The organism is Moorella glycerini, assembly GCF_009735625.1.
Lineage (GTDB): Bacteria > Bacillota > DSM-521 > Neomoorellales > Neomoorellaceae > Neomoorella > Neomoorella glycerini.
Window position 1 is genome coordinate 40,669 of record NZ_CP046244.1, and the last position, 18,633, is coordinate 59,301.

General features: G+C 55.3%; 21 protein-coding genes. All 21 read right to left on the reverse strand.

The genetic code is table 11. The features are described 5' to 3' along the window. Positions 1-13 precede the first annotated feature (13 nt). Positions 14-1,390: a (Fe-S)-binding protein gene (locus MGLY_RS00220; RefSeq protein ID WP_156271211.1), complete on the reverse strand. Its 1,377-nt coding sequence runs from the start codon at positions 1,388-1,390 to the stop codon at positions 14-16. Beyond that, positions 1,390-2,052, reverse strand: a complete 663-nt coding sequence (locus tag MGLY_RS00225; protein WP_156271212.1) for a respiratory nitrate reductase subunit gamma — start codon at positions 2,050-2,052, stop codon at positions 1,390-1,392. Before MGLY_RS00225 ends, MGLY_RS00220 begins: the two co-directional genes overlap by 1 nt. A 223-nt stretch (positions 2,053-2,275) precedes the next feature. Further along, positions 2,276-2,413, reverse strand: coding sequence for a hypothetical protein (locus MGLY_RS17735; RefSeq protein ID WP_170290849.1), 138 nt, complete (start codon positions 2,411-2,413; stop codon positions 2,276-2,278). Between the two features lie 17 nt (positions 2,414-2,430). Then, a complete protein-coding gene (locus MGLY_RS00230) occupies positions 2,431-3,894 on the reverse strand; it encodes a YeiH family protein (protein WP_156271213.1) in 1,464 nt (487 codons plus the stop codon). 421 nt (positions 3,895-4,315) lie between these two features. Next, positions 4,316-4,966 (reverse strand): redox-sensing transcriptional repressor Rex, encoded by a 651-nt coding sequence (locus MGLY_RS00235; protein WP_156271214.1) that lies wholly within the window; start codon positions 4,964-4,966, stop codon positions 4,316-4,318. A gap of 74 nt (positions 4,967-5,040) precedes the next feature. Beyond that, positions 5,041-6,096, reverse strand: coding sequence for an endolytic transglycosylase MltG (mltG, locus tag MGLY_RS00240; RefSeq protein ID WP_156271215.1), 1,056 nt, complete (start codon positions 6,094-6,096; stop codon positions 5,041-5,043). 41 nt (positions 6,097-6,137) lie between these two features. Then, on the reverse strand, positions 6,138-7,472 hold the full coding sequence (locus MGLY_RS00245; RefSeq protein ID WP_156271216.1) for a VanW family protein: 1,335 nt from the start codon (positions 7,470-7,472) through the stop codon (positions 6,138-6,140). Positions 7,473-7,584: 112 nt separating this feature from the next. Beyond that, positions 7,585-7,863: a DUF1292 domain-containing protein gene (locus tag MGLY_RS00250; RefSeq protein WP_062283685.1), complete on the reverse strand. Its 279-nt coding sequence runs from the start codon at positions 7,861-7,863 to the stop codon at positions 7,585-7,587. Positions 7,864-7,893: 30 nt separating this feature from the next. Continuing rightward, on the reverse strand, positions 7,894-8,316 hold the full coding sequence (gene ruvX / locus MGLY_RS00255; protein ID WP_062283683.1) for a Holliday junction resolvase RuvX: 423 nt from the start codon (positions 8,314-8,316) through the stop codon (positions 7,894-7,896). Position 8,317: 1 nt separating this feature from the next. Then, positions 8,318-9,265 (reverse strand): aldo/keto reductase, encoded by a 948-nt coding sequence (locus tag MGLY_RS00260; protein WP_156271217.1) that lies wholly within the window; start codon positions 9,263-9,265, stop codon positions 8,318-8,320. 20 nt (positions 9,266-9,285) lie between these two features. Continuing rightward, positions 9,286-9,582, reverse strand: a complete 297-nt coding sequence (locus tag MGLY_RS00265; RefSeq protein ID WP_156271218.1) for a hypothetical protein — start codon at positions 9,580-9,582, stop codon at positions 9,286-9,288. Positions 9,583-9,599: 17 nt separating this feature from the next. Beyond that, entirely contained in the window at positions 9,600-9,851 is a 252-nt protein-coding gene (locus MGLY_RS00270) for an IreB family regulatory phosphoprotein (RefSeq protein WP_156271219.1), read from the reverse strand. Between the two features lie 35 nt (positions 9,852-9,886). Next, on the reverse strand, positions 9,887-12,532 hold the full coding sequence (gene alaS / locus MGLY_RS00275) for an alanine--tRNA ligase (RefSeq protein WP_156271220.1): 2,646 nt from the start codon (positions 12,530-12,532) through the stop codon (positions 9,887-9,889). A 107-nt stretch (positions 12,533-12,639) separates the two neighbouring features. Continuing rightward, positions 12,640-13,518, reverse strand: a complete 879-nt coding sequence (locus MGLY_RS00280; protein WP_156276050.1) for a class I SAM-dependent methyltransferase — start codon at positions 13,516-13,518, stop codon at positions 12,640-12,642. 265 nt (positions 13,519-13,783) lie between these two features. Beyond that, positions 13,784-14,989 (reverse strand): YgeY family selenium metabolism-linked hydrolase, encoded by a 1,206-nt coding sequence (locus tag MGLY_RS00285; protein WP_156271221.1) that lies wholly within the window; start codon positions 14,987-14,989, stop codon positions 13,784-13,786. A 125-nt stretch (positions 14,990-15,114) separates the two neighbouring features. Then, positions 15,115-16,152: an AI-2E family transporter gene (locus tag MGLY_RS00290; protein WP_156271222.1), complete on the reverse strand. Its 1,038-nt coding sequence runs from the start codon at positions 16,150-16,152 to the stop codon at positions 15,115-15,117. A 12-nt stretch (positions 16,153-16,164) separates the two neighbouring features. Beyond that, positions 16,165-16,347, reverse strand: a complete 183-nt coding sequence (locus MGLY_RS00295; protein ID WP_156271223.1) for a hypothetical protein — start codon at positions 16,345-16,347, stop codon at positions 16,165-16,167. A gap of 15 nt (positions 16,348-16,362) precedes the next feature. Continuing rightward, a complete protein-coding gene (locus tag MGLY_RS00300; protein ID WP_170290851.1) occupies positions 16,363-16,512 on the reverse strand; it encodes a hypothetical protein in 150 nt (49 codons plus the stop codon). Then, positions 16,506-16,979, reverse strand: coding sequence for a PRC-barrel domain-containing protein (locus MGLY_RS00305; protein WP_156271225.1), 474 nt, complete (start codon positions 16,977-16,979; stop codon positions 16,506-16,508). Before MGLY_RS00305 ends, MGLY_RS00300 begins: the two co-directional genes overlap by 7 nt. A gap of 82 nt (positions 16,980-17,061) precedes the next feature. Beyond that, positions 17,062-18,144 (reverse strand): tRNA 2-thiouridine(34) synthase MnmA, encoded by a 1,083-nt coding sequence (gene mnmA / locus MGLY_RS00310; protein ID WP_156276052.1) that lies wholly within the window; start codon positions 18,142-18,144, stop codon positions 17,062-17,064. Positions 18,145-18,229: 85 nt separating this feature from the next. Further along, a complete protein-coding gene (gene nifU, locus MGLY_RS00315; RefSeq protein ID WP_156276054.1) occupies positions 18,230-18,607 on the reverse strand; it encodes a Fe-S cluster assembly scaffold protein NifU in 378 nt (125 codons plus the stop codon). Between the last annotated feature and the right edge of the window lie 26 nt (positions 18,608-18,633).

The following is an 18,633-nucleotide window of genomic DNA, read 5'->3' on the forward strand; positions in this document are numbered from 1 at the left end:
GTGACAGCAGCTTTTAACGCACCAATGCGTTGGCTACCAGTTCGCTAACGCCGGCGAAGCGTACCGGCAGTTGATAGTAATTGATAATCTCGCGAAACTGGCCCTTGCAGTTGGAACAGGCCAGGGCGATGATACTGGCCCCTGAAGCCTGCAGCTGCTCGGCTTTGATCTTGCCGTAAGTTTCCATGCGGAACTTGCGGAAATCGCCCTTTTCCATGATAGCAAAACCGCTGCCGCCGCCACAGCAGATACTCATTTCCCGGTTGGGCGTCAGCTCGCGAAAATCAAGGCAGCAGGCCTTGAGGATGCGCCGGGGCTCTTCATACAGGCCACCCAGGCGGCCCAGCTTGCAGGAATCGTGGTAGGTAACAGGCTCCGGGTTTTTCTCCGGGTCAACCTTAATCCGTCCTTCCCGGATCCATGCATCTTCCAGTTCCAGGATGCTCTTGACCTCAAAGGGTCTCTCCTCAGGGGGAATGAGCCTTAACATTAAATACTTCAGCGCTTCAAAGGCATGGCCGCACTCGCCCACCACCAGGGTCTTAATCCCCAGTTTTCTGGCTGTTGCTACCTGAGCCTTAACAATGGTGGTAAATTCGGCATCGCTATAGAATACGCCGTAATTAACGGCATCGTTGATGCCGGTCGCCGGGGAATTTAAGGTCCAGTCAACGCCGGCGGCAGCCATGACCTCAGCCGCACCCATGACCGTCTCGGCAAAGGCCAGGTAGTCTCCGGCATTATGCATGAGCAGGTATTCGGCGCCCTCTTTATCTACCGGTATTTTAACTTTATAACCCTTTGTATCCTCAATCTCTTCCTCGAGAAATTCAATCATATCCAAAAAGGCGTTGGCCGGCGTGCCGGTAGCGTTACCGAATTTTGCTTGTTTCTGGGTGCCGTTTTTCTTGAGCTCGTCAGGGGCAATATCAATAGCGTCGAAAATCTTCCTGGCCTCCCGGGCAATGACGCCGTTATCGATGGCTACCGGGCAGACGTAGGCGCAGCGCCGGCAGATAGTGCAGCGGTAAATGTTCTCGGCCATGGCGTTGAGTTTTTCTTCCGTCAGATTCTCCGCCCCTACCAGGCCCGGAAAGATTCTCCCGGGCAGGGTGAAGTAGCGCTTGTAGACTTTACGCAGCATATCGGAACGGTAAACTGGATGGTAGATATCTTTCTTCCCGCTGGCCAGGTAAACCGGGCAGACCTCCGCGCAGGTACCACACTTCATGCAGGTATCCAGGGATAAGGTATAGGGTAACCAGAAGGTCCAGTTATCCCTTTGCTGGAGGGACTTCTTCATGGCCTGCAAGAATTTCTCTACCCGTGGCTCGTCTGGTTTTAGCGTTTCATCGGATAGTACCCGGTAGTCGTCAAAAACTTTACGCATTATTCCATTTCACCCCACTTAACCTTGTGATAGGTAAAATACTTGACGGCAAAGTGCGCCATACGGGTAAAAGGGATGTAGATCATAAAAAGCCACAACAACAAAAGAAAGATCAGGTAGCTTCCTGGCAGTGGTAAGTGGGGTTTCAAGGTTAACAAACTGATAAAATAACTCCGGAAAGCAAAATCACTGAGAGCCCCACTGGCGAGGGCGGCAAGGGCCACCAGTAAGATAAAGAGCAGGTTCAAGTATTCCACCGGCGCCGAAATCTGGCGTAGTTCGGCAGCAAATAAGCGCAATAAAAGCAACAGGCAGGAACCTGTCAGGGCTAAAACCCCGCCGGCTATACCCAGATCAATGGCGAAGGGGGCCCCCACCAGCAAGAAAAACAGCCAGAAGACGACTAAGTAAATACCCCAGTGCATAACCAGGGAAGGAAACCATAATTTGCGGTTATGGTGAAAAAGGCTGCGGAGAGTGAAAACCTCGGTCACGAGTTCGCCCAGCTGGCCTCCCAGGGTACGCGGGTAGGGAAAAAGTTCCCAGTGCAGGTTTGCCGGCGCATTATACCAGGATGCTACTTTATAACCCAGGCCCAAAACCAGGATGGCGATAGATACATACGGCAAAACGCCACCGATGAATGATTGCCAGAAATTCATAAACTGCCCCCCTCAAAAGCTTGTCATACCCTGCATGTTTACGTTCACGCAAGTGCAACTATGATATTTATAAAATCCCGTTAGTTATTATTCTTTTTATTTCGCTATCGAGGGCAGTTTTCCTGCTGCCGGCAAAAAATTTTTTGGTATTTATAAAAAGAGCTCAAGGCCCCGGCAATCCGGGACCTTGAGCTTATAGAGGAACGAAACATGGTTGTTTTACCTAAATTGTATGAGTTACCAGCAGGAGCACCACCAGCAGGACAATCCCCAGTCCCAGGCTAATGCTGATTAGCTTTTTTTCGGCAGGCAGCAAATCAAACCATTCTTCCTCTTGCGGCAGGCGTTCTTGTTCGGCCATTTTTAGTTACCTCCTTTTTAGGCTACCGTCGGCGGGGTTATGCCGTGGAAGAAGAGCCAGGAAATAATCAGGCCGATCCAGATGATGAAGCCGAACAGGCAGACAACATAGACGACAGCCAATCTGCCCATGCCTTCTTCCCAGAGCTTTTTAAAGTTGGACATTAAACCGATGGTGAAGAAGGTCAGGGCAAAGAAGATGCCCCGGAAAGTGCCCGCCTGGCCAATGCCTGCATTTAATAGTTTTAATGTATCCTTGCCTACAACTTTACCAATCAATATAACGAGGATAAACAGGGCAGCGTAACCGAGAACGAATTTCGGGAACCGCAGCCAGATATCCCCGGTGTTAACTTTTTCACCTTCACGCCGGTCGATCTTCCAGGACCAGATAATGGCCAGGATAAAGGCCCAGATGGCAATGAAAATGTCGATGAAGACCTTGACGGTCGTGGTCGCCATAAGCATCCAGCCTTCCTGCCACTTTACGCCCAGGGCGCTGATGGCCTTGCTCCTGATCAGGGCATCGACCATAGCCCCACTCGCAGCCGCGGCGCCGTCGGTCTTGACGGCCAGACCCATCCAGGCACCGGCCACCATGGGTTCCTTGTAGAGCCAGGCCTGGGCGGCAAAGGGCAGGATAATCAGCTCCACGACGGCAAAGATAACGACCAGGGATGAAACAATAATAGGGATCACCGGGCGGGCCTTGATGGCGCCACCGGTGGCAATGGCCGCGGAAACACCGCAGATGGAAATACCCGAGGCCAGGGGTGCGGCCCATTCGGGGGTGAATTTAAAGTACTTGCGGGCAATGAAGTAGACCAGGGGCCAGTAGATCAAATAGGCTTCGATAATGGCGCAGAGTCCCCGGAAAACTACCTGGGCAGTTAAACCGGTAGAATGGAGGGCATTAAGGCCAATCTGACCCCCCAGGATAACTATAGCTGTCTTCACAAACCACTCGGGTTTTGTTGCTTCTTGAAGATAACGGGTAAGTCCTGGGAAAAAATTACCAATAATTAAACCTACGATCAAAGCAATAATAAAGCCCGATTCACCAGTCATACGTAACGACCAGGGAAGCTTTAATTTTGCCAGCTGGTCCGGTGTAGCGGCAATATAAGCATAGTTACCGATCATCCAGCAGATATAAGTAATGAAGAAGATAATGGTAAACCCGCTGATGAAACGGCGGACATTGCCACCCATGGAAGCTACGCCAATACTCAGGACTACCGTCAAGAATATATACGTAAGAATTAGCGAAACAATACCGGGTAGGCCCTTGTAGACATCCGACACCGGCGAGAGGGCCTTGGAAAGATCGAGCCACATATTCGTTTTAACCGCCCAGCCGATCAGGTCGGCACCGGTTATCTTCAGAAAACCGAGGAAAAAGATAAATAATCCGATCCATAATGCCCACCAGTCTTCACTCTTAAGCAGTGACGAGCGGGCTCCTTTGGCTTCCTGGGCCATTTTGTTCCCCCCTAAAAACTATTTACTTTAATTCTGTTGGTAATAATCCTCCCTTGCTTTTCCCTTAGCTCCTTAACTGTATCACCACCTCCTGGCGCTCATTCTCACGTTCACTTTGTCCTCGCTTTCACCTCCTCTTCCCATGTTAGCAGGGTACCTTTTAAATTAAAAAGAGAAAAGATAAACGTTATCGCGTTAATAAATTATATTTATGCGCTCCTGGACGATATGCTTAACCTAACACTCACACCAGTTTTATTATGTTAATTATCCTTGCGCTAACATTCCCAAATCGTTAGCTATTATTAAATGTATTTCGCCATCATTAAGCATTTTCCTGCTGGGAGGAAAAATTTTTTAGCTAAAAAATAAAAAGGGCACCCTCCAATCCGAATGCCCCAATAATAGCGAACGGTCGCTACTATTCCCCCCAGGAGATATTGCCGTCGTTACTGAGGTAATAGGCCAGGCGCTGGAGGTCGAGGTTGTAATCGGCGTTATAGACCAGGACATCTTCCGGCACGCTTAAGGTGATAGGCGCGTAGCTTAAGATACCTTTAATGCCGCATTTAACCAGTTCATGGGCCACCTTCTGCGCTTCTTCCGCCGGCACGGCCAGCATGGCGATTTTAATATCCTTCTCTTTCACAAAAGCAGGCATTTCCTCCATGGGGCTGACCCGTTGCCCACCAACCATGAGTCCGAATTTTTCCGGGTCCCGGTCAAAGACGCCCACCAGGTGAAAATGCCGGCCATATTTCCGGTTGTGCTCAGCCAGGGCCATACCCAGTTTACCGGCGCCGACCAGGATAAAGGGCCACTCCTTGTCCAGGCCCAGGATACGGCCAATGGCCTCTTTAAGGTAGGTTACGTTATAACCCACGCCGCGTTTACCCAGCTCACCAAACCAGGCCAGGTCTTTACGGATTACCGAAGGGTCGACCCCGACCCTGACCCCGAGGACCTGGGAGGAAATTTCTTCGATCCCGTGTTCTTCTATTAAATTGAGGCAACGGTAATAAAGAGGTAAGCGGTCAATAGTTGAACGGGGTATTTTAATCCGAAAAGGCATTAATGCTCTCCCTCGCTTTTACTTATTCCGGCTTTAATTATAACAAAAACTAAAGGAAAAATCATTTGTTAAATTTAATTACCGTTCCCGGCCTGGTAGCGGGCCAGCGCCCGGTTGTGTTCGGCCAGGGTACGGCTAAAATAATGTGTTCCATCAGGTTTGGCGACAAAATAGAGGTAATCAGTTGCAGCCGGCTTTAAGGCCGCGAGGAGCGAGGCCCGGCCCGGGCTGGCAATGGGACCGGGCGGCAGGCCGTTGACCCGGTAAGTATTATACGGGGAATCAATCTGCAGGTCCTGGTAGGATAAGACGGGCTTGGGCGCGGGCAATAAATATTCCACCGTGGCGCAGGATTCCAGGCGCATGCCCTTTTTCAGGCGGTTGACAAAGACGCCGGCAATCAGGGGGCGTTCTGCATCAAGCTTGGCTTCCCGTTCGACTATGGAAGCCAGGGTAACGATTTGGCGGGTATTTAACTCCAGGCCCGGGTCTTTCTCCCGGCTGATTTCCTGGTAAACCTGGTTAAAGCGCTTGAGCATCATCAGGATAATCTCCTCCGCCGGCGTCCCCCTGGCCACCCGGTAGGTGTCGGGAAACAGAAAGCCCTGGACGTGTTCCGGACCGGAAGGCAGGCCCTGCAAAAAATCAAAGGGATAATCCCGGGCTGCAGCCCGGAGGAAATCCTCCTCCTGGATCACGCCCTTCTGCTGGAGCAGGGCGGCTATCTGGCGCACAGTATAGCCTTCGGGAATGGTAAATTCAATCTCATGGACCTTGCCCGCCGCCAGCAGGCCGATGATCTCCCGTAGGGAAAGGCCAGGGGAGATTAAATAATGGCCGGGCTTTAGCTGCCTGTCCAGGCCTGTAACCATGGTCACCAGCCGGAAGGCCAGGGGACTCTTGATTATCCCCTGGCTGGTAAGACTACTGGCGATGACGGCGGAACTTGATCCCGGCGCAATGGTTACCTCTACGGCCGGGGCACCGGGCTTCGCCGGGGCCAGCAGGGTCAGGAAAAAATACCCGCTCCCGCCCACGGTCAGAATAATTATTGCCAGGAACAATATTAACCGGCGATGCCAGGGCCGCCCGCAAGCTAGATTATAACTTGGTTCCAGCTCTTCCCCCATAATCCTATGTTTTCTCTCCCGGATTATTTTTTTTCATTATATCAGGACCCGGGGGAAGGTACAACCTTTTCCGCAGGTTGACCCCGGCGGACGACCCGGGGTAGAGGCGGGTATAAATCCTGGGAAACAACCTCTTGCCGTCCTTCTTTTCCCTGCCGGTGGATAATCCTGATAACCCTGGTGCGGAAACCCGGTTTTCCCTCCTGTTTAACTTCCACCCTTTCAGGAGGCCAGTAGGGTACCACTTCCACTTCTTCCGGCGGGGGGATCTTTTCAATTACCTGGCTCACCACCTCAGCGGCGGGGGCTTCCCCGGCGGCATAAAAGGTCATTGCCAGCTTATCACTATCCACCCCGGCCTTTAACCAGTACCAGAAGGGAGTATCGTTGCGGATTTTAAGATCAATCAGGCCATAGGCTACGGTGGCATCCCGGCCCGGCGGCACATAACCTATGGCCAGGCCATGGGGCTGGCGCTCGACAATGGTTAATCCGGCAGCCAGGGCGGCATTATAAAGGGTTGACGACACCTGGCAGACACCGCCGCCAATGCCGGGTACAAAGTTACGATCTTCGATAACCAGGGCTTCCCGGTAGCCACGCTCTATGGTCCGCGGCCCTACCACCTGGTTAAAGGAGAACTCGCCCCCCGGCGGTAACCAGGTACCATCCAGGGTGCGGGTCGCCAGCCGGATGTTGTGGGTACGGTCGGTATCAGCCGGATTAAAAAAGGTGGTAAAGGTCCCGGCTGGTTTTTCAATTTTCCGGGCTGCCAGGGCGGCGGAAGTCAAACGTGGTTCAAGGCGGTTCAAGGGGATGTCGATTACCTGCCCCGGGGATGAATCTGCCAGGCGGGCCAGCAAGCTCTCAGTATCCACCTGCCAGCCGTCCTGGGACGGGATTAAGTAGGGTTGACCGTTATTGTCTATTTCCAGGCGCGCATCTACTGGCTCTTTCAAGATATCGCCGCCCAGGTGTTTTAATTCTGCCTGGAGGCGGTCTTGATCCCACTGATATACCAGATCCAGCCGGCGCCTTTGAGATGCGAAGACAGACAGGCGTTGCTGCAAATTCCCGGCCCGGCCCAGGGCCCAGGCCCGGGACAGGGTAGCCTCAATATCAATTTTCATACCCAGGGCCCGGGGAGAGGTTGTCATTAATCTGTCATCCAGGCGCAATTTGATTTCCCGGTCCAGGATTGCCATGGCCAGTTCCATTATTTTTGACCTGGCAGCAGCCGGCGGCAGCCCTCCGACCGGCCAGCCGGCAATGGTTACTCCCGGGAAAATGCGGCCGGAAAAATAAATTCCCATTACGGCCAGGCCGGCCACTCCCAGCATAAAAATTAGAAATGCTGCCAGTTTCCACCTGACCATGGGCCCACTTCCCGCCAAACTCTTTTAAAACATAATATGCCCCCTCCGAGCTGGAGATACAAAGTAAATTTAAGGCAAAGCCCGCCAGTTTAACTGGCGGGCTTTTTCCTCTTCACTCTTCCTCTTCCTCTTCTTCACCCAGGGCGTCTTCCCAGGCCTGGGCCACCCTTTGCCATTCGTCTTCATCCTCAATCTCATAGAGGATCTCGTTGCCATCGTCATCCAGGCCAATCTTTAAAACAATGGCTTCACCTGCGCCGGTATCGCCGCTTGCCACTGGTAACAGGATGGCATACTCATCATCTTCGACATTGAGGATATCTACGACTACAAACTCATGCTCCTGCCCTTCATCATCTGTCAGGACGACGGTGTTTTCCTGGTCGGCCATGTCCTCACTCCTTTTTCCAGGATAGGCCTATCATACCCCATTTTGCCCCCGCCGGTCAAGGTATCCCTGTAAAATTATACTGGCCGCTACCTGGTCGACAACGGCCCGCCGCCGGCGGCGGGAAAGATCGGCCTCCAGGAGGATTTTATCGGCCGCTACGGTAGTGAGGCGTTCGTCATAAAGGTGCACCGGCAGGCCCAGATCCGCCTCTAGCCTGGCGGCAAAGGCGCGGGCTTCTCCAGCCCGGGGCCCGAAGGTACCGTTCATATTGCGGGGGAGCCCGACCACCACCTCTTCGACACCGTACCTGGCAACTAATTGCTTCAGGGTCTCCACATCGGCAGCCGTACTTTTCCGACGAATGGTGGTCACGCCTTGGGCCGTCCAGCCTAAAGGATCGCTAACGGCTACGCCAATGGTTTTGCTGCCGACATCCAGTCCCATAATGCGCAATTCAAATCACCTTAAGGCAAAAATCGCGGCAGGCGCCGGCGCAATAACCGCAGAGGATGCACTTATCCGGTTCGACTACCACCCGCCCGCCTGCCAGTTCCAGGGCTCCCTGGGGACAGCGCTTGACGCAGGACCCGCAACCCCGGCACCAATCTTCCACCAGGAGCCGGCGCCCCCGCCCCTGGACCTCCACCAGCAATTCCGCCGCCGGTTCCCGGCCGCTAATCCAGGCGACATTCACCTCTACCTCGGCCAGGGACTGCATGCCCACGGCTACGGCATCAATGACCGGGGTGGCCAGGACAAACTCCAGGGCCTGCCGCGCTTGTGATACCAGGTGGCCGCCACCCAGGGCCTTCATGGCATAGATCCCCTTGCCGTTAGTATGGGCCAGGGTAATGGCAGCCAGCATCTCCTCCCTGCTGCCGTCCAGTATCCCCAGCCCCGCCTGGTTGTACAGGGGATGGATAATGTCCACCTCCGGCATCATGGCTGCCGCCCGTACCGCTGCTACCGCATGGGAAGAGATACCCACGGCCCGCACCAGGCCGCGTTCTTTGGCTTCCAGGAGGTACTCCAGGGCCGGCCGGTGGCCGGCCAGGGTCAGGGCCGTTTCCTGCTCGTGGAGTAAAAAGATATCAATAACTTCCCGGTCCAGCTCCCGCCGGGCCTCTTCTAAGCTCCGGGCCATACCTGCTGCCGTGTAGTCGTAGGACTTGGTGGCCACGACCACCGGTTCCTGCCAGCCCTGCAGGGCGGCCTTGATATAAGGATAATTGGCGTAACACTGAGCTGTGTCGATAAAGTTGACGCCCAGCTCCAGGGCACGGCGAATGAGGCTGGCCCCGGTAGCAATACTCAGGCCCGCCTGGAGCGGGCCTATGGTTAAAGAGCCAAAGCACAGGCGGGATACCCTGATCCCGCTGGCTCCCAGGGTGGTATAAAACATGGCGCTAACTTCCTGATTATCTATTTCCTGATTTCGGCCAGCTTCTTCTCCCAGTAAGCCAGCTTTTCTTCGGTACGGTTCAAAATCCGTTGATCCTGGTCAGTAAAGAAACCTCCTTCGGCCTTCGCCCGGGCTTCCTCCAGGTGGGCGCGCATAGTTTGGAGGCTGCGCTGGTAAAGCTCCAGGGCATAGGCCGCCCGTTCCCGTTCATGCCCCCAGCCCCCCTGCCAGTCACGTACCGCGGCCTTCAGGAGGTCAAAAAACTTATCGCCTTCTGTATAGAGGTTGACCGTCAACTCCACATCCGACAGGGCCATGGGTATCAGCCTCCCATTTAAGTTAAATAACTCTTCAGTAACTCAGCGATGATTTCGTCCCGCTCCACCCTCCGAATCAAATTACGGGCCCCCCTATGGCTGGTAATGTAAGCCGGGTCCCCTGAAAGGAGATAACCGATTAACTGGTTTATGGGATCGTACCCCTTTTCCTTTAAAGCTGCCTGCACTTCTGCCAGCACATCCCGGACCTTAACCTTCTCCTCTTTCTCCACTTTAAACATCATTGTTTCCTGCATGTCCCCGGACATTACCTTCACACTCCTTGCGGTTTCCCGGTTCTCACTTAACGAACCTGTTGGGCCACTACCTTAAGGCTGTAGGCCAGCGCCTGGTCCAGCTTGCTGGGATCCTTGCCGCCGGCCTGAGCCATATCCGCCCGGCCTCCGCCGCCGCCGGCAGCAATCCGGGCCACTTCGCGCAATAAATTCCCGGCATGGACGCCCCGCTTTACCAGGTCTTTGCTCACCATGGCGACAAAATTAACGCGGCCGTCATGCTGGGAACCCAGTACCACCACGCCTGAACCCAGCTTATCCCGTACTTTATCGGCCAGCTCCCGTAAGGCCTGAGCATCGGCTATATCAACCCGGGCCTGCAACACCGGTATCCCGTCTACTTCCCGAACCTGGCCCAGCAGCTCTCTTACGGTATAACCGGCCAGCTGGTTACGTAACCTGGTGATTTCCCGCTCCATTTCCTTGCCTTTATCCAGGAGCTGCTGCACCCGCCCGGCTACCTGGAAGGGCGGTACTTTGAGCAAACCGGCAACGGCGGCCAGTTCCTGGTACTCCCGGCTTACCAGGTCCAGGGCGGCCGCTCCCGTTACCGCTTCTACCCGGCGCACGCCGGCACCAATGCTGCTCTCGCCCGTCAGCCGGAAAAGACCAACCTCGCTGGTGGAGCGCAGGTGGGTACCGCCGCACAGTTCCAGGCTATAGGCATCAATCTTTACTACCCGCACCCGTTCGCCGTATTTCTCGCCAAAGAGGGCCGTGGCCCCCATGGCCTTTGCTTCCTCGAGGGAAGTCTCCAGGGTCGTTACCGGTAAACCGGCTAAAACCCTAACATTGACTTCTTTTTCGATAGCCCTGAGCTCTTCTTCGGTTAAGGGAGCAAAATGGGTAAAATCAAAGCGCAGCCTTTCCGGCGTTACCAGGGAGCCGGCCTGGCTGGCATGTTCACCCAGGACATTCTTTAAAGCCCGGTGCAACAGGTGGGTCGCTGTGTGATTCCTGGCCGTGGCCAGGCGACGCTCCCTGTCCACCATCACTTTCACTTCCTGCCCGGCTGTTAGATTTCCGGCAGTTACCGCCACCTGGTGCACAATCTTCCCATCGGGCAGGCGCCGGGTATCCTGGACCATGGCCGCGCCGCTCGTCCAGCTTAAACTGCCCTGGTCCCCCACCTGGCCGCCGCCCTCCGGGTAGCAGGGTGTCCGGTCCAGGACGACATGGCCGCTTTCGCCCGCGACCAGGGAAGAGACTCGCTCACCGTCCCGGACCAGGGCCAGGACTTTACCTGTGTCTTCCAGCCGCTCGTAGCCGGTGAATTCCGTGCCGCCGATGTCCCCCAGGTTGCCGGCAAAGGCCAGGGCAAATTCATAAGCCTTAACATCTTCCCGGGCCGCCCGCGCCCGTTCCCGCTGGGCTGCCATGGCATCTTCAAAACCGGCCCGGTCGACCTTAAAGCCCTGCTCGCCAGCAATTTCTTCCGTCAAATCAAGGGGGAAACCATAGGTGTCGTATAAAGTAAAGGCTTCCTGCCCGGTTATTGTTTGCCGGCCTTCTCCCCCGGCGCGCTCCAGGATACCGCTTAAGACCCGCATGCCATCATTTAAAGTTTCATGGAAACGCTCTTCTTCCTGGCGAATTACCCGCTCGATGTACCCCTGCTGCCCTGCTACTTCAGGGTAGGACTGCCCCATAATATTGACCACCGTGGCTACCAGGCGGTACAGGAAAGGCTCTTCCACCCCCAGGGTCTTGCCAAAGCGGGCCGCCCGGCGTAAAATCCGGCGCAGGACATAGCTGCGGCCCTCATTCCCCGGTAAAACGCCGTCGGCAATAAGGAAGGTACAAGCCCGGGCATGGTCGGCAATGACCCGGAAGGGAAAACCGGCCTCCCCCCGGTCGTAGTTCCGCCCGCTGAGGCCTTCCATGGCCCTGATCAAAGGCTGCAGGAGGTCGGTATCAAAATTGCTGTCCACCCCCTGTAAAACCGATGCCACCCGTTCCAGCCCCATGCCGGTGTCAATACTGGGCCGGGGTAGAGGCGTTAAATTACCGCCGGCATCCCGTTCATACTGCATAAAAACCAGGTTCCAGATCTCCAGCCAGCGGTCACAGTCGCAGGCCCCCAGGGCGCAGGGGTTGGAGCGGCAGGCATGCTCCGGCCCGCGGTCGTAGATAATCTCGCTGCAGGGACCGCAGGGGCCGGTATCGCCCATGGCCCAGAAGTTATCTTTCTCCCCCATGCGCACAATCCGTTCCGCCGGCACGCTGGCTACTTCCTGCCACAGCCGGTAGGCCTCATCGTCATCCTGGTAGACGGTAATCCAGAGGCGTTCCGGCGGCAATTCCAGGACCCTGGTTAAAAACTCCCACGCATAGGCAATGGCCTCGCCCTTGAAGTAATCGCCGAAAGAGAAATTACCAAGCATTTCAAAAAAGGTATGGTGACGGGCGGTACGCCCCACGGTATCCAGGTCATTATGTTTGCCCCCGGCGCGAACACACTTCTGGGCCGTCGTCGCCCGTTTGAAAGGGCGCCGGTCCAGGCCCAGGAAGACATCTTTAAACTGCACCATACCGGCATTAGTAAAGAGCAGGGTCGGGTCGTTGGCCGGTACCAGGGAAGAACTGGGGACAATGGTATGACCCTTGCCGGCAAAAAAACTTAAAAACCTCTCCCGGAGCTCATTCCCCGTCAAAAAACGTCAACTCCTCGTCAAAACTAAACCTCGCCCCCGCCCCGGGGCGGTGAACGAGGTTCTACCGGCTAAATTTTTCTACATTATACCTGAAGCGGCGAAGGTTGTCAATGAAGGTTCACGCTCCAGAAAAGGTACCCGGCCGTCATTTCCCGGCGGGAAACGTAGCGGCCATTGACCAGGTGAGCCTGGACGTAATCGGCAATGGCCCGGCGTACCGCCGGCGTCAGTTCCAGGTGGGGATAAAAGAAAATCTCCAGTTCCTCAATAGCCTGGTCAGGCTCCAGTTCCCTGGTGCTTACCTTCTGCTCTAGCTCCAGGGAGGGAGCATAACCCCAGGCATAAAGCAGATGGAATATATAGAGGACATCCGCCGGTATCCCCGGCATTTCCCCGCCAATGAGCTGCTGCCACAACTCCTTACGGCCGCTGATTTCCTGGCGCACGTGGCCGGCCAGGAAACAGCCCCCCCGGGAAGCGGCAATCATTTTTCTTAAAGTGGCCGCATCCTTAATCCCCGGGCTCATGAGGGCCAGGACCAGGTCAAAGCTTCCCCGCCAGCCTTGCCTGTCCAGGTCCACCTCCTCCCAGGTCATCTGGACCGGCTCAATATTGGTTATGCCCTCTTCTCCGGCCCGCTCCTTTAAAATGGCCAGCATCTCCTCTGCCGGGTCCAGGGCCACCACCCGCCGCGCCCGGCGAGCCAGGGGCAGGGCGTAGTTACCGGTACCGCAGCCGATATCAAGTATCTCCAGGTCCCGGTCCAAACCGCCATGGTGGCCCAGCCAGTGGAGGACCTGGGCTACCCTCTGCTTCCCCTCTTCCCCGCCGGTCTGGCGGGCAAAATGGCCGGCGCGCCGGTTCCAGTAGGAGCTGCCGTCCCGCTCCGGCCGCCGCCGGCCGTAGAGGGACTGCCGGCGCTCCTCCTGCCAGGCCCCTTCCCAGAAACCGGCCCGCTGAAATAGGGGTAACTCCGTGGTAACCATCAATAATCACCTCTTCTCCTATTTTATCCCTTTGGCGGTATTTTTCCAGATGGAAAGAAATTGACAGCAAATAGTTATACCCAAATGGATCAGGGAAAATTTAAAGAGGACCTTGATCTCCTCGGTGACCTAATGCGAGAACACCGCCACGAATTAGCCCGGGAGAAAGGCTATGGAAGATAACCAGACAGGTTGAGGTTTTCTAGCCAGGTTGAAAACAAAAGCCCCTCACTTTCAGTGCAGGGGCGACTATCATGCGGAGCTTTTATTTCGCCAGCATCTCGCTCAAGACTGTTGGGAAGAAGGCGTAAAACTCGGTGGAGCGGACGACATCCTCAATGGGTACCTGATCCAGAACGGTATGGGCGTATACCTCATCGCCAGGGCCGAAGCCGATGGCCGGGATACCGGCTTTACCCATCCAGTAGGTGCCGTTGGTGCTGAAAACCCACTTGCCTATACCTGTGGACCGGCCAAAAAGCTGCTCATAGGTTTTGAGGCCGGCCTGCACCAGGAGGTGATCCTCCGGTAAGGCCCAGGCCGGGAAGTATTTATCTACTTTAAAGACAAAGCCGGTATAGCTGGGTTCATCAAATTCCAGCACTTCCACCATGCCGCCGAGGGGCGCGGCCACTTTGCGTACCTGCTCCACGGCCATCTCCTGGGTTTCCCCAAAGGTCAGGCGGCGGTCGATGTATATAAAGCACTCATCGGGCAGGGCATTGATGGAAGGCGTCTTGCAGTGAATATCAGTGACGGCAATGGAGCCTTTCCCCAGGAAGGGGTCATCAATAAACTCGTCCCCCATCTGGCTGATACCTTTGATAATTTCCGCCATCTTATAAACAGCATTGACCCCGCGCTCCGGGGCGCTGGCATGGCAGGTCCGGCCCTTGGTGGTAACCTTCATCTCCACCCGGCCGCGGTGGCCGCGGTAGATATTCATTTTCGTCGGCTCACCGATGACCACAAAGTCGGGTTTGATCTTATCCGTGACCACCAGGGAGTTGGGGGCCACGCCGTCGCAGATCTCTTCGATATTGCCGAAGTAATAAAGGGTGAAATCCCGGCTGAGGCCCAGGTCCTTCATAATTTTGAGGCCATACACCATCCCCGGGGTCGAATTTTTCTCATCCCCGGCGCCCAGGCCATAGAAGATGCCGTTCTCTAGCTTGCCCTGATAGGGGTCCCACTGCCACTGGCCGGAATCGGCTATATCAACCGTGTCAATATGGCTGTCGTAAAGCAGGACCTTCGGACCGTTGCCAATGCGGCCGACGATATTGCCCATGCTGTCCAGGAAGACGTCGTCAAAACCCAGCTTTTTCATTTCCTGGCCAATGCGCTCGGCCACCGCTTTGATGTTCCCGTTGGGGCTGGGGATGGCCACTATGTCCCGCAAAAACTGGATTATGTCCTCCCGGTGCCTCTCTACCTCCGCCTTAATTTTTTTAATAGTTTCCTCATGCATCTGCTTTCCCCCTCTTAGCGCTGCTTAACTTGGCTTTAATCGGGTTGTCATTTTTAACTTACAGTTAATTTATTTCCACGTTGAAAGCAAAATTCCTGCCGGTTAGTAAAAATTTAACTGCTAAATTAACTGCTAACCAGGCGCGCCCAGATAAATTTCACCAGAATGCGGCCAATAGCCGTCAGGGGTACGGCCAGGAGCAGGCCGGTCACGCCCCAGAGTTCGCCGCCGGCCAGGAGGGCAAAGATAATTACCAGGGGGTGCAGGCCGACACTTTCACTTAGAATACGGGGTGCCAGTAAACTACTTTCTACCTGCTGGACAATGACCATGACTGCCAGGGCGTAGAGGGCCGTTTTTTTGGCTTCCAGCAAGGTCAGGGCCAGGACGGGAACAGCGCCGATTACCGGTCCAAAATAAGGAATTAAATCGGCCAGGCCCACTACTACGCCTAAGATGACTGCGTACCGGGAACCGACCAGGGCCAGGCCCAGGCCTGTTAGGATACCTACAATCAGGGACACCAGCAGGTGGCCGCGGATGAAACTGGTCAAAACCCGGTCAATCTCCAGCCACAGGCCCAAAACATCTTCTTTCACCTGGATGGGTAGCAGGTGGCTGGCCGCCCGGCCGATCTGTTCACTATCGCGCAAGAGGTAGTAGGCTAAAATTGGCGCCAGGAGGAAACTGGCAGCCCCGGCCAGGAGATCGAGCAAGGCCTGGAGGGCCTGGCGGGTGCCCTGCTGAAAGGTAGCGCTGATATTGGTGATAGATTCATCTAAAAGCCGGCGCAGGCCGGCAGGTATGGCTACCTGATGGTAACGCCGGTAGAAACCCTGGAGCAGGCCTTCAACCTCGGCCGTAAAGGCCGGTAGCTGGGTAAGAAATTCATTTAATTCCCGGATTAGCTGGGGTAAAATAAAGAAAAACAACGGCAGGGACAGGGCCAGGATAAGCAGGTAGAGGAGTAAAATGGCCAGGGGCCGTCTTAAACCCTTCTTCTCCAGCTTGACCATGGCCGGCTTTAAAAGGTAGGCCAGGAAGGCCGCCAGGAGGAAAGGTGTCAAAATCTCGCGCACGCGGTACAGAAAAAATAAGGCCGCGGCCAGGAAAAGCCCGGCCCCGGCCAGGCGCCAGATTTTGAAAACCCGCTTTGTTGTCATGCTTTTCCCATCCTAAGGTCTAACCTGGGGGCGGCGGCGGACAACTCCCCTGGAGCGCGCCGGGAACTGCTCCTCTGGCAGTGCAGGAGGCACCGGTTCTTGCTGCCACAGAGGTGTTTCCCGGGGCCAGTTTAAGATACTGCCGATTATGGCCCCCATGATGCTGCCGGCAATAAAACCACGCCAGAAGCTCACGCCCACTTTGCTCCCCTACCCTTCCAGGGCTATTAAGGTCCCGTCCTCAGCGACATTAAAGATTTCCCGGCGATCGTTAAATTCTACATAACAATCCCAGCAATAGTATTGATCGGTACCGATTTTACCGATGGATTTACTCCCGCAGTGGGGGCAGTTTAACATTTTACCCACTCCCTCATGATTACTGCATCCGTACTCCACTCAACCTCCCCGGTGAGGGGGATTTCCTGGCGCCCCTCCAGGAGGTCGTTGACCAGGCCCGTAGATATCTCCAGGGCCTTCACCTGGCCAGAAGGAAGATCAACTACCAGGTCCTCTACCAGGCCCACTTCCTGGCCGTCCCGGCTTAAAAGGCGCAGGCCTTTAATTTCCTGCCAGCGCCTGAACCCTGCCGGCAATTCGTGGCCGACGGCCTCTGCACCGGCAACAGTAAAGGTTTTTGGGCCCCTGGCCTGCAATTCCTCAAAGGATACCACCCGGGGCTGCCGCAGCCAGTTGCCGCCGGCCAGAACCAGGGCCTTTAAAAGGCCGCTTTTCTCGTCATAAAGGAGGTCCTGGACCCGGCCCAGTTCTTCCCCCCGGTCCTGGCTGATGACCGGTAAACCAACCAGTTCCCTCCCCTTGGGCATAGCCGAACCTCCGCCAAAAAAGATAACCTTCCTCTAGTATAACCAGGGAAGGTTAACGGCATGCGCTTGGCGTTTCTCCCATTCATCGCAAATCAGGAACTTGGATAGGCTCAATGGTCCCGCCGCCTACCACCAGGTCACCCTGGTAGTAAACGACCGCCTGGCCCGGGGTGATGGCCCGCTGGGGCTCGTCAAACTCCAGCCTGGCCCGGCCGTCTTCCAGGGGGTACCAGGTGGCCGCCGCCTCGGGGGCCCGGTAACGAATTTTAGCCGTTACCCGGGCCTGGGAGGGCAGTTCCCCCCACAAGATGTAGTTGTTGTCCCGGGCATAGAGAACACACCGCTCCAGGTCTTCTTTGCCCCCAACAATAACAGCATTGCGTTCTGGATCCAGGGCTACCACAAAGTACGGCTTACCCAGGGCCAGACCCAGACCTTTACGCTGGCCGATGGTATAATAAGGTAATCCCCGGTGCTGGCCCAGGAAGCGGCCTTGAACATCCAGGATCGGGCCGGGTTTTATAGCCTGCGCTACCTTGCCGCGGAGGTAAGCGCGGTAATCGCCCTCGGTGATAAAACAAATATCCTGGGACTCGGCTTTTTCGGCTACCGGCAGGCCATACCGTTTAGCAATTTGGCGTACTTCAGTCTTGGTATACTCTCCCAGGGGTAATATGATATGGGCCAGCTGTTCCTGGGTGAAGGAATAAAGAACATAGCTCTGGTCCTTGTCGGCATCCCGTCCTCTAGCCAAAAGGTACCGGTCGCGCCCGGCATCGTAAAGGCGCCGGGCATAATGGCCGGTGGCCAGATAATCCATACCCAGGGCCCTGGCCTTTTTTAAAAGGGCATCAAACCTTACCCTGCGGTTGCAAGCTATGCAGGGATTGGGAGTTTCCCCTTTTAAGTAAGAGGCGATAAAATAATCAATGACTTCCCGTTTAAAAAGCTCGCGAAAATTTAAGACATAATAAGGTATATCCAGGATACCGGCCACCCGGCGGGCATCGTCGACGGCAGCCAAACTGCAACAGCCGGTTTCCCCCGCTGGTGGCGGCGTACCCTCAGGCCACTGGTCCAGGGTAACGCCGATTACTTCATAGCCGGCTTCCTTCAATAATGCGGCGGCCGTAGAACTGTCCACGCCGCCGCTCATGGCTACCATAACTTTTTCCTTGCGGGCCGCTTTGGCCACCCCCTGAATTTAGGAAGTCAGAAGGCCACATTAGCTCATCATCGTGAGGAGAATCTCAGGATGCTTTCTTACTCTTATTCTGGAAATCTTCGATGGCTTTATGCAGGGCGTCGGCAGCCAGGTTGGAACAGTGCATCTTCTGGGCCGGCAGGCCATCCAGGGCCTCGGCTACCGCCTTATTGGTTATTTGCAGTGCTTCTTCTATTGTTTTTCCTTTGACCATTTCCGTCACCATGCTGCTGGTGGCAATGGCGGCACCACAGCCAAAGGTTTTAAACTTGACATCCTTGATAATGCCGTCTTCTACCTGGATATACAGGCGCATGATATCGCCGCAAACGGGGTTACCTACTTCTCCGACACCGCTGGCATTTTCAATCTCGCCCACATTACGGGGATTGGTAAAATGGTCCATAACCTTTTCCGAATACACCCTGCTCACTCCCTTGTTTCTCCTTT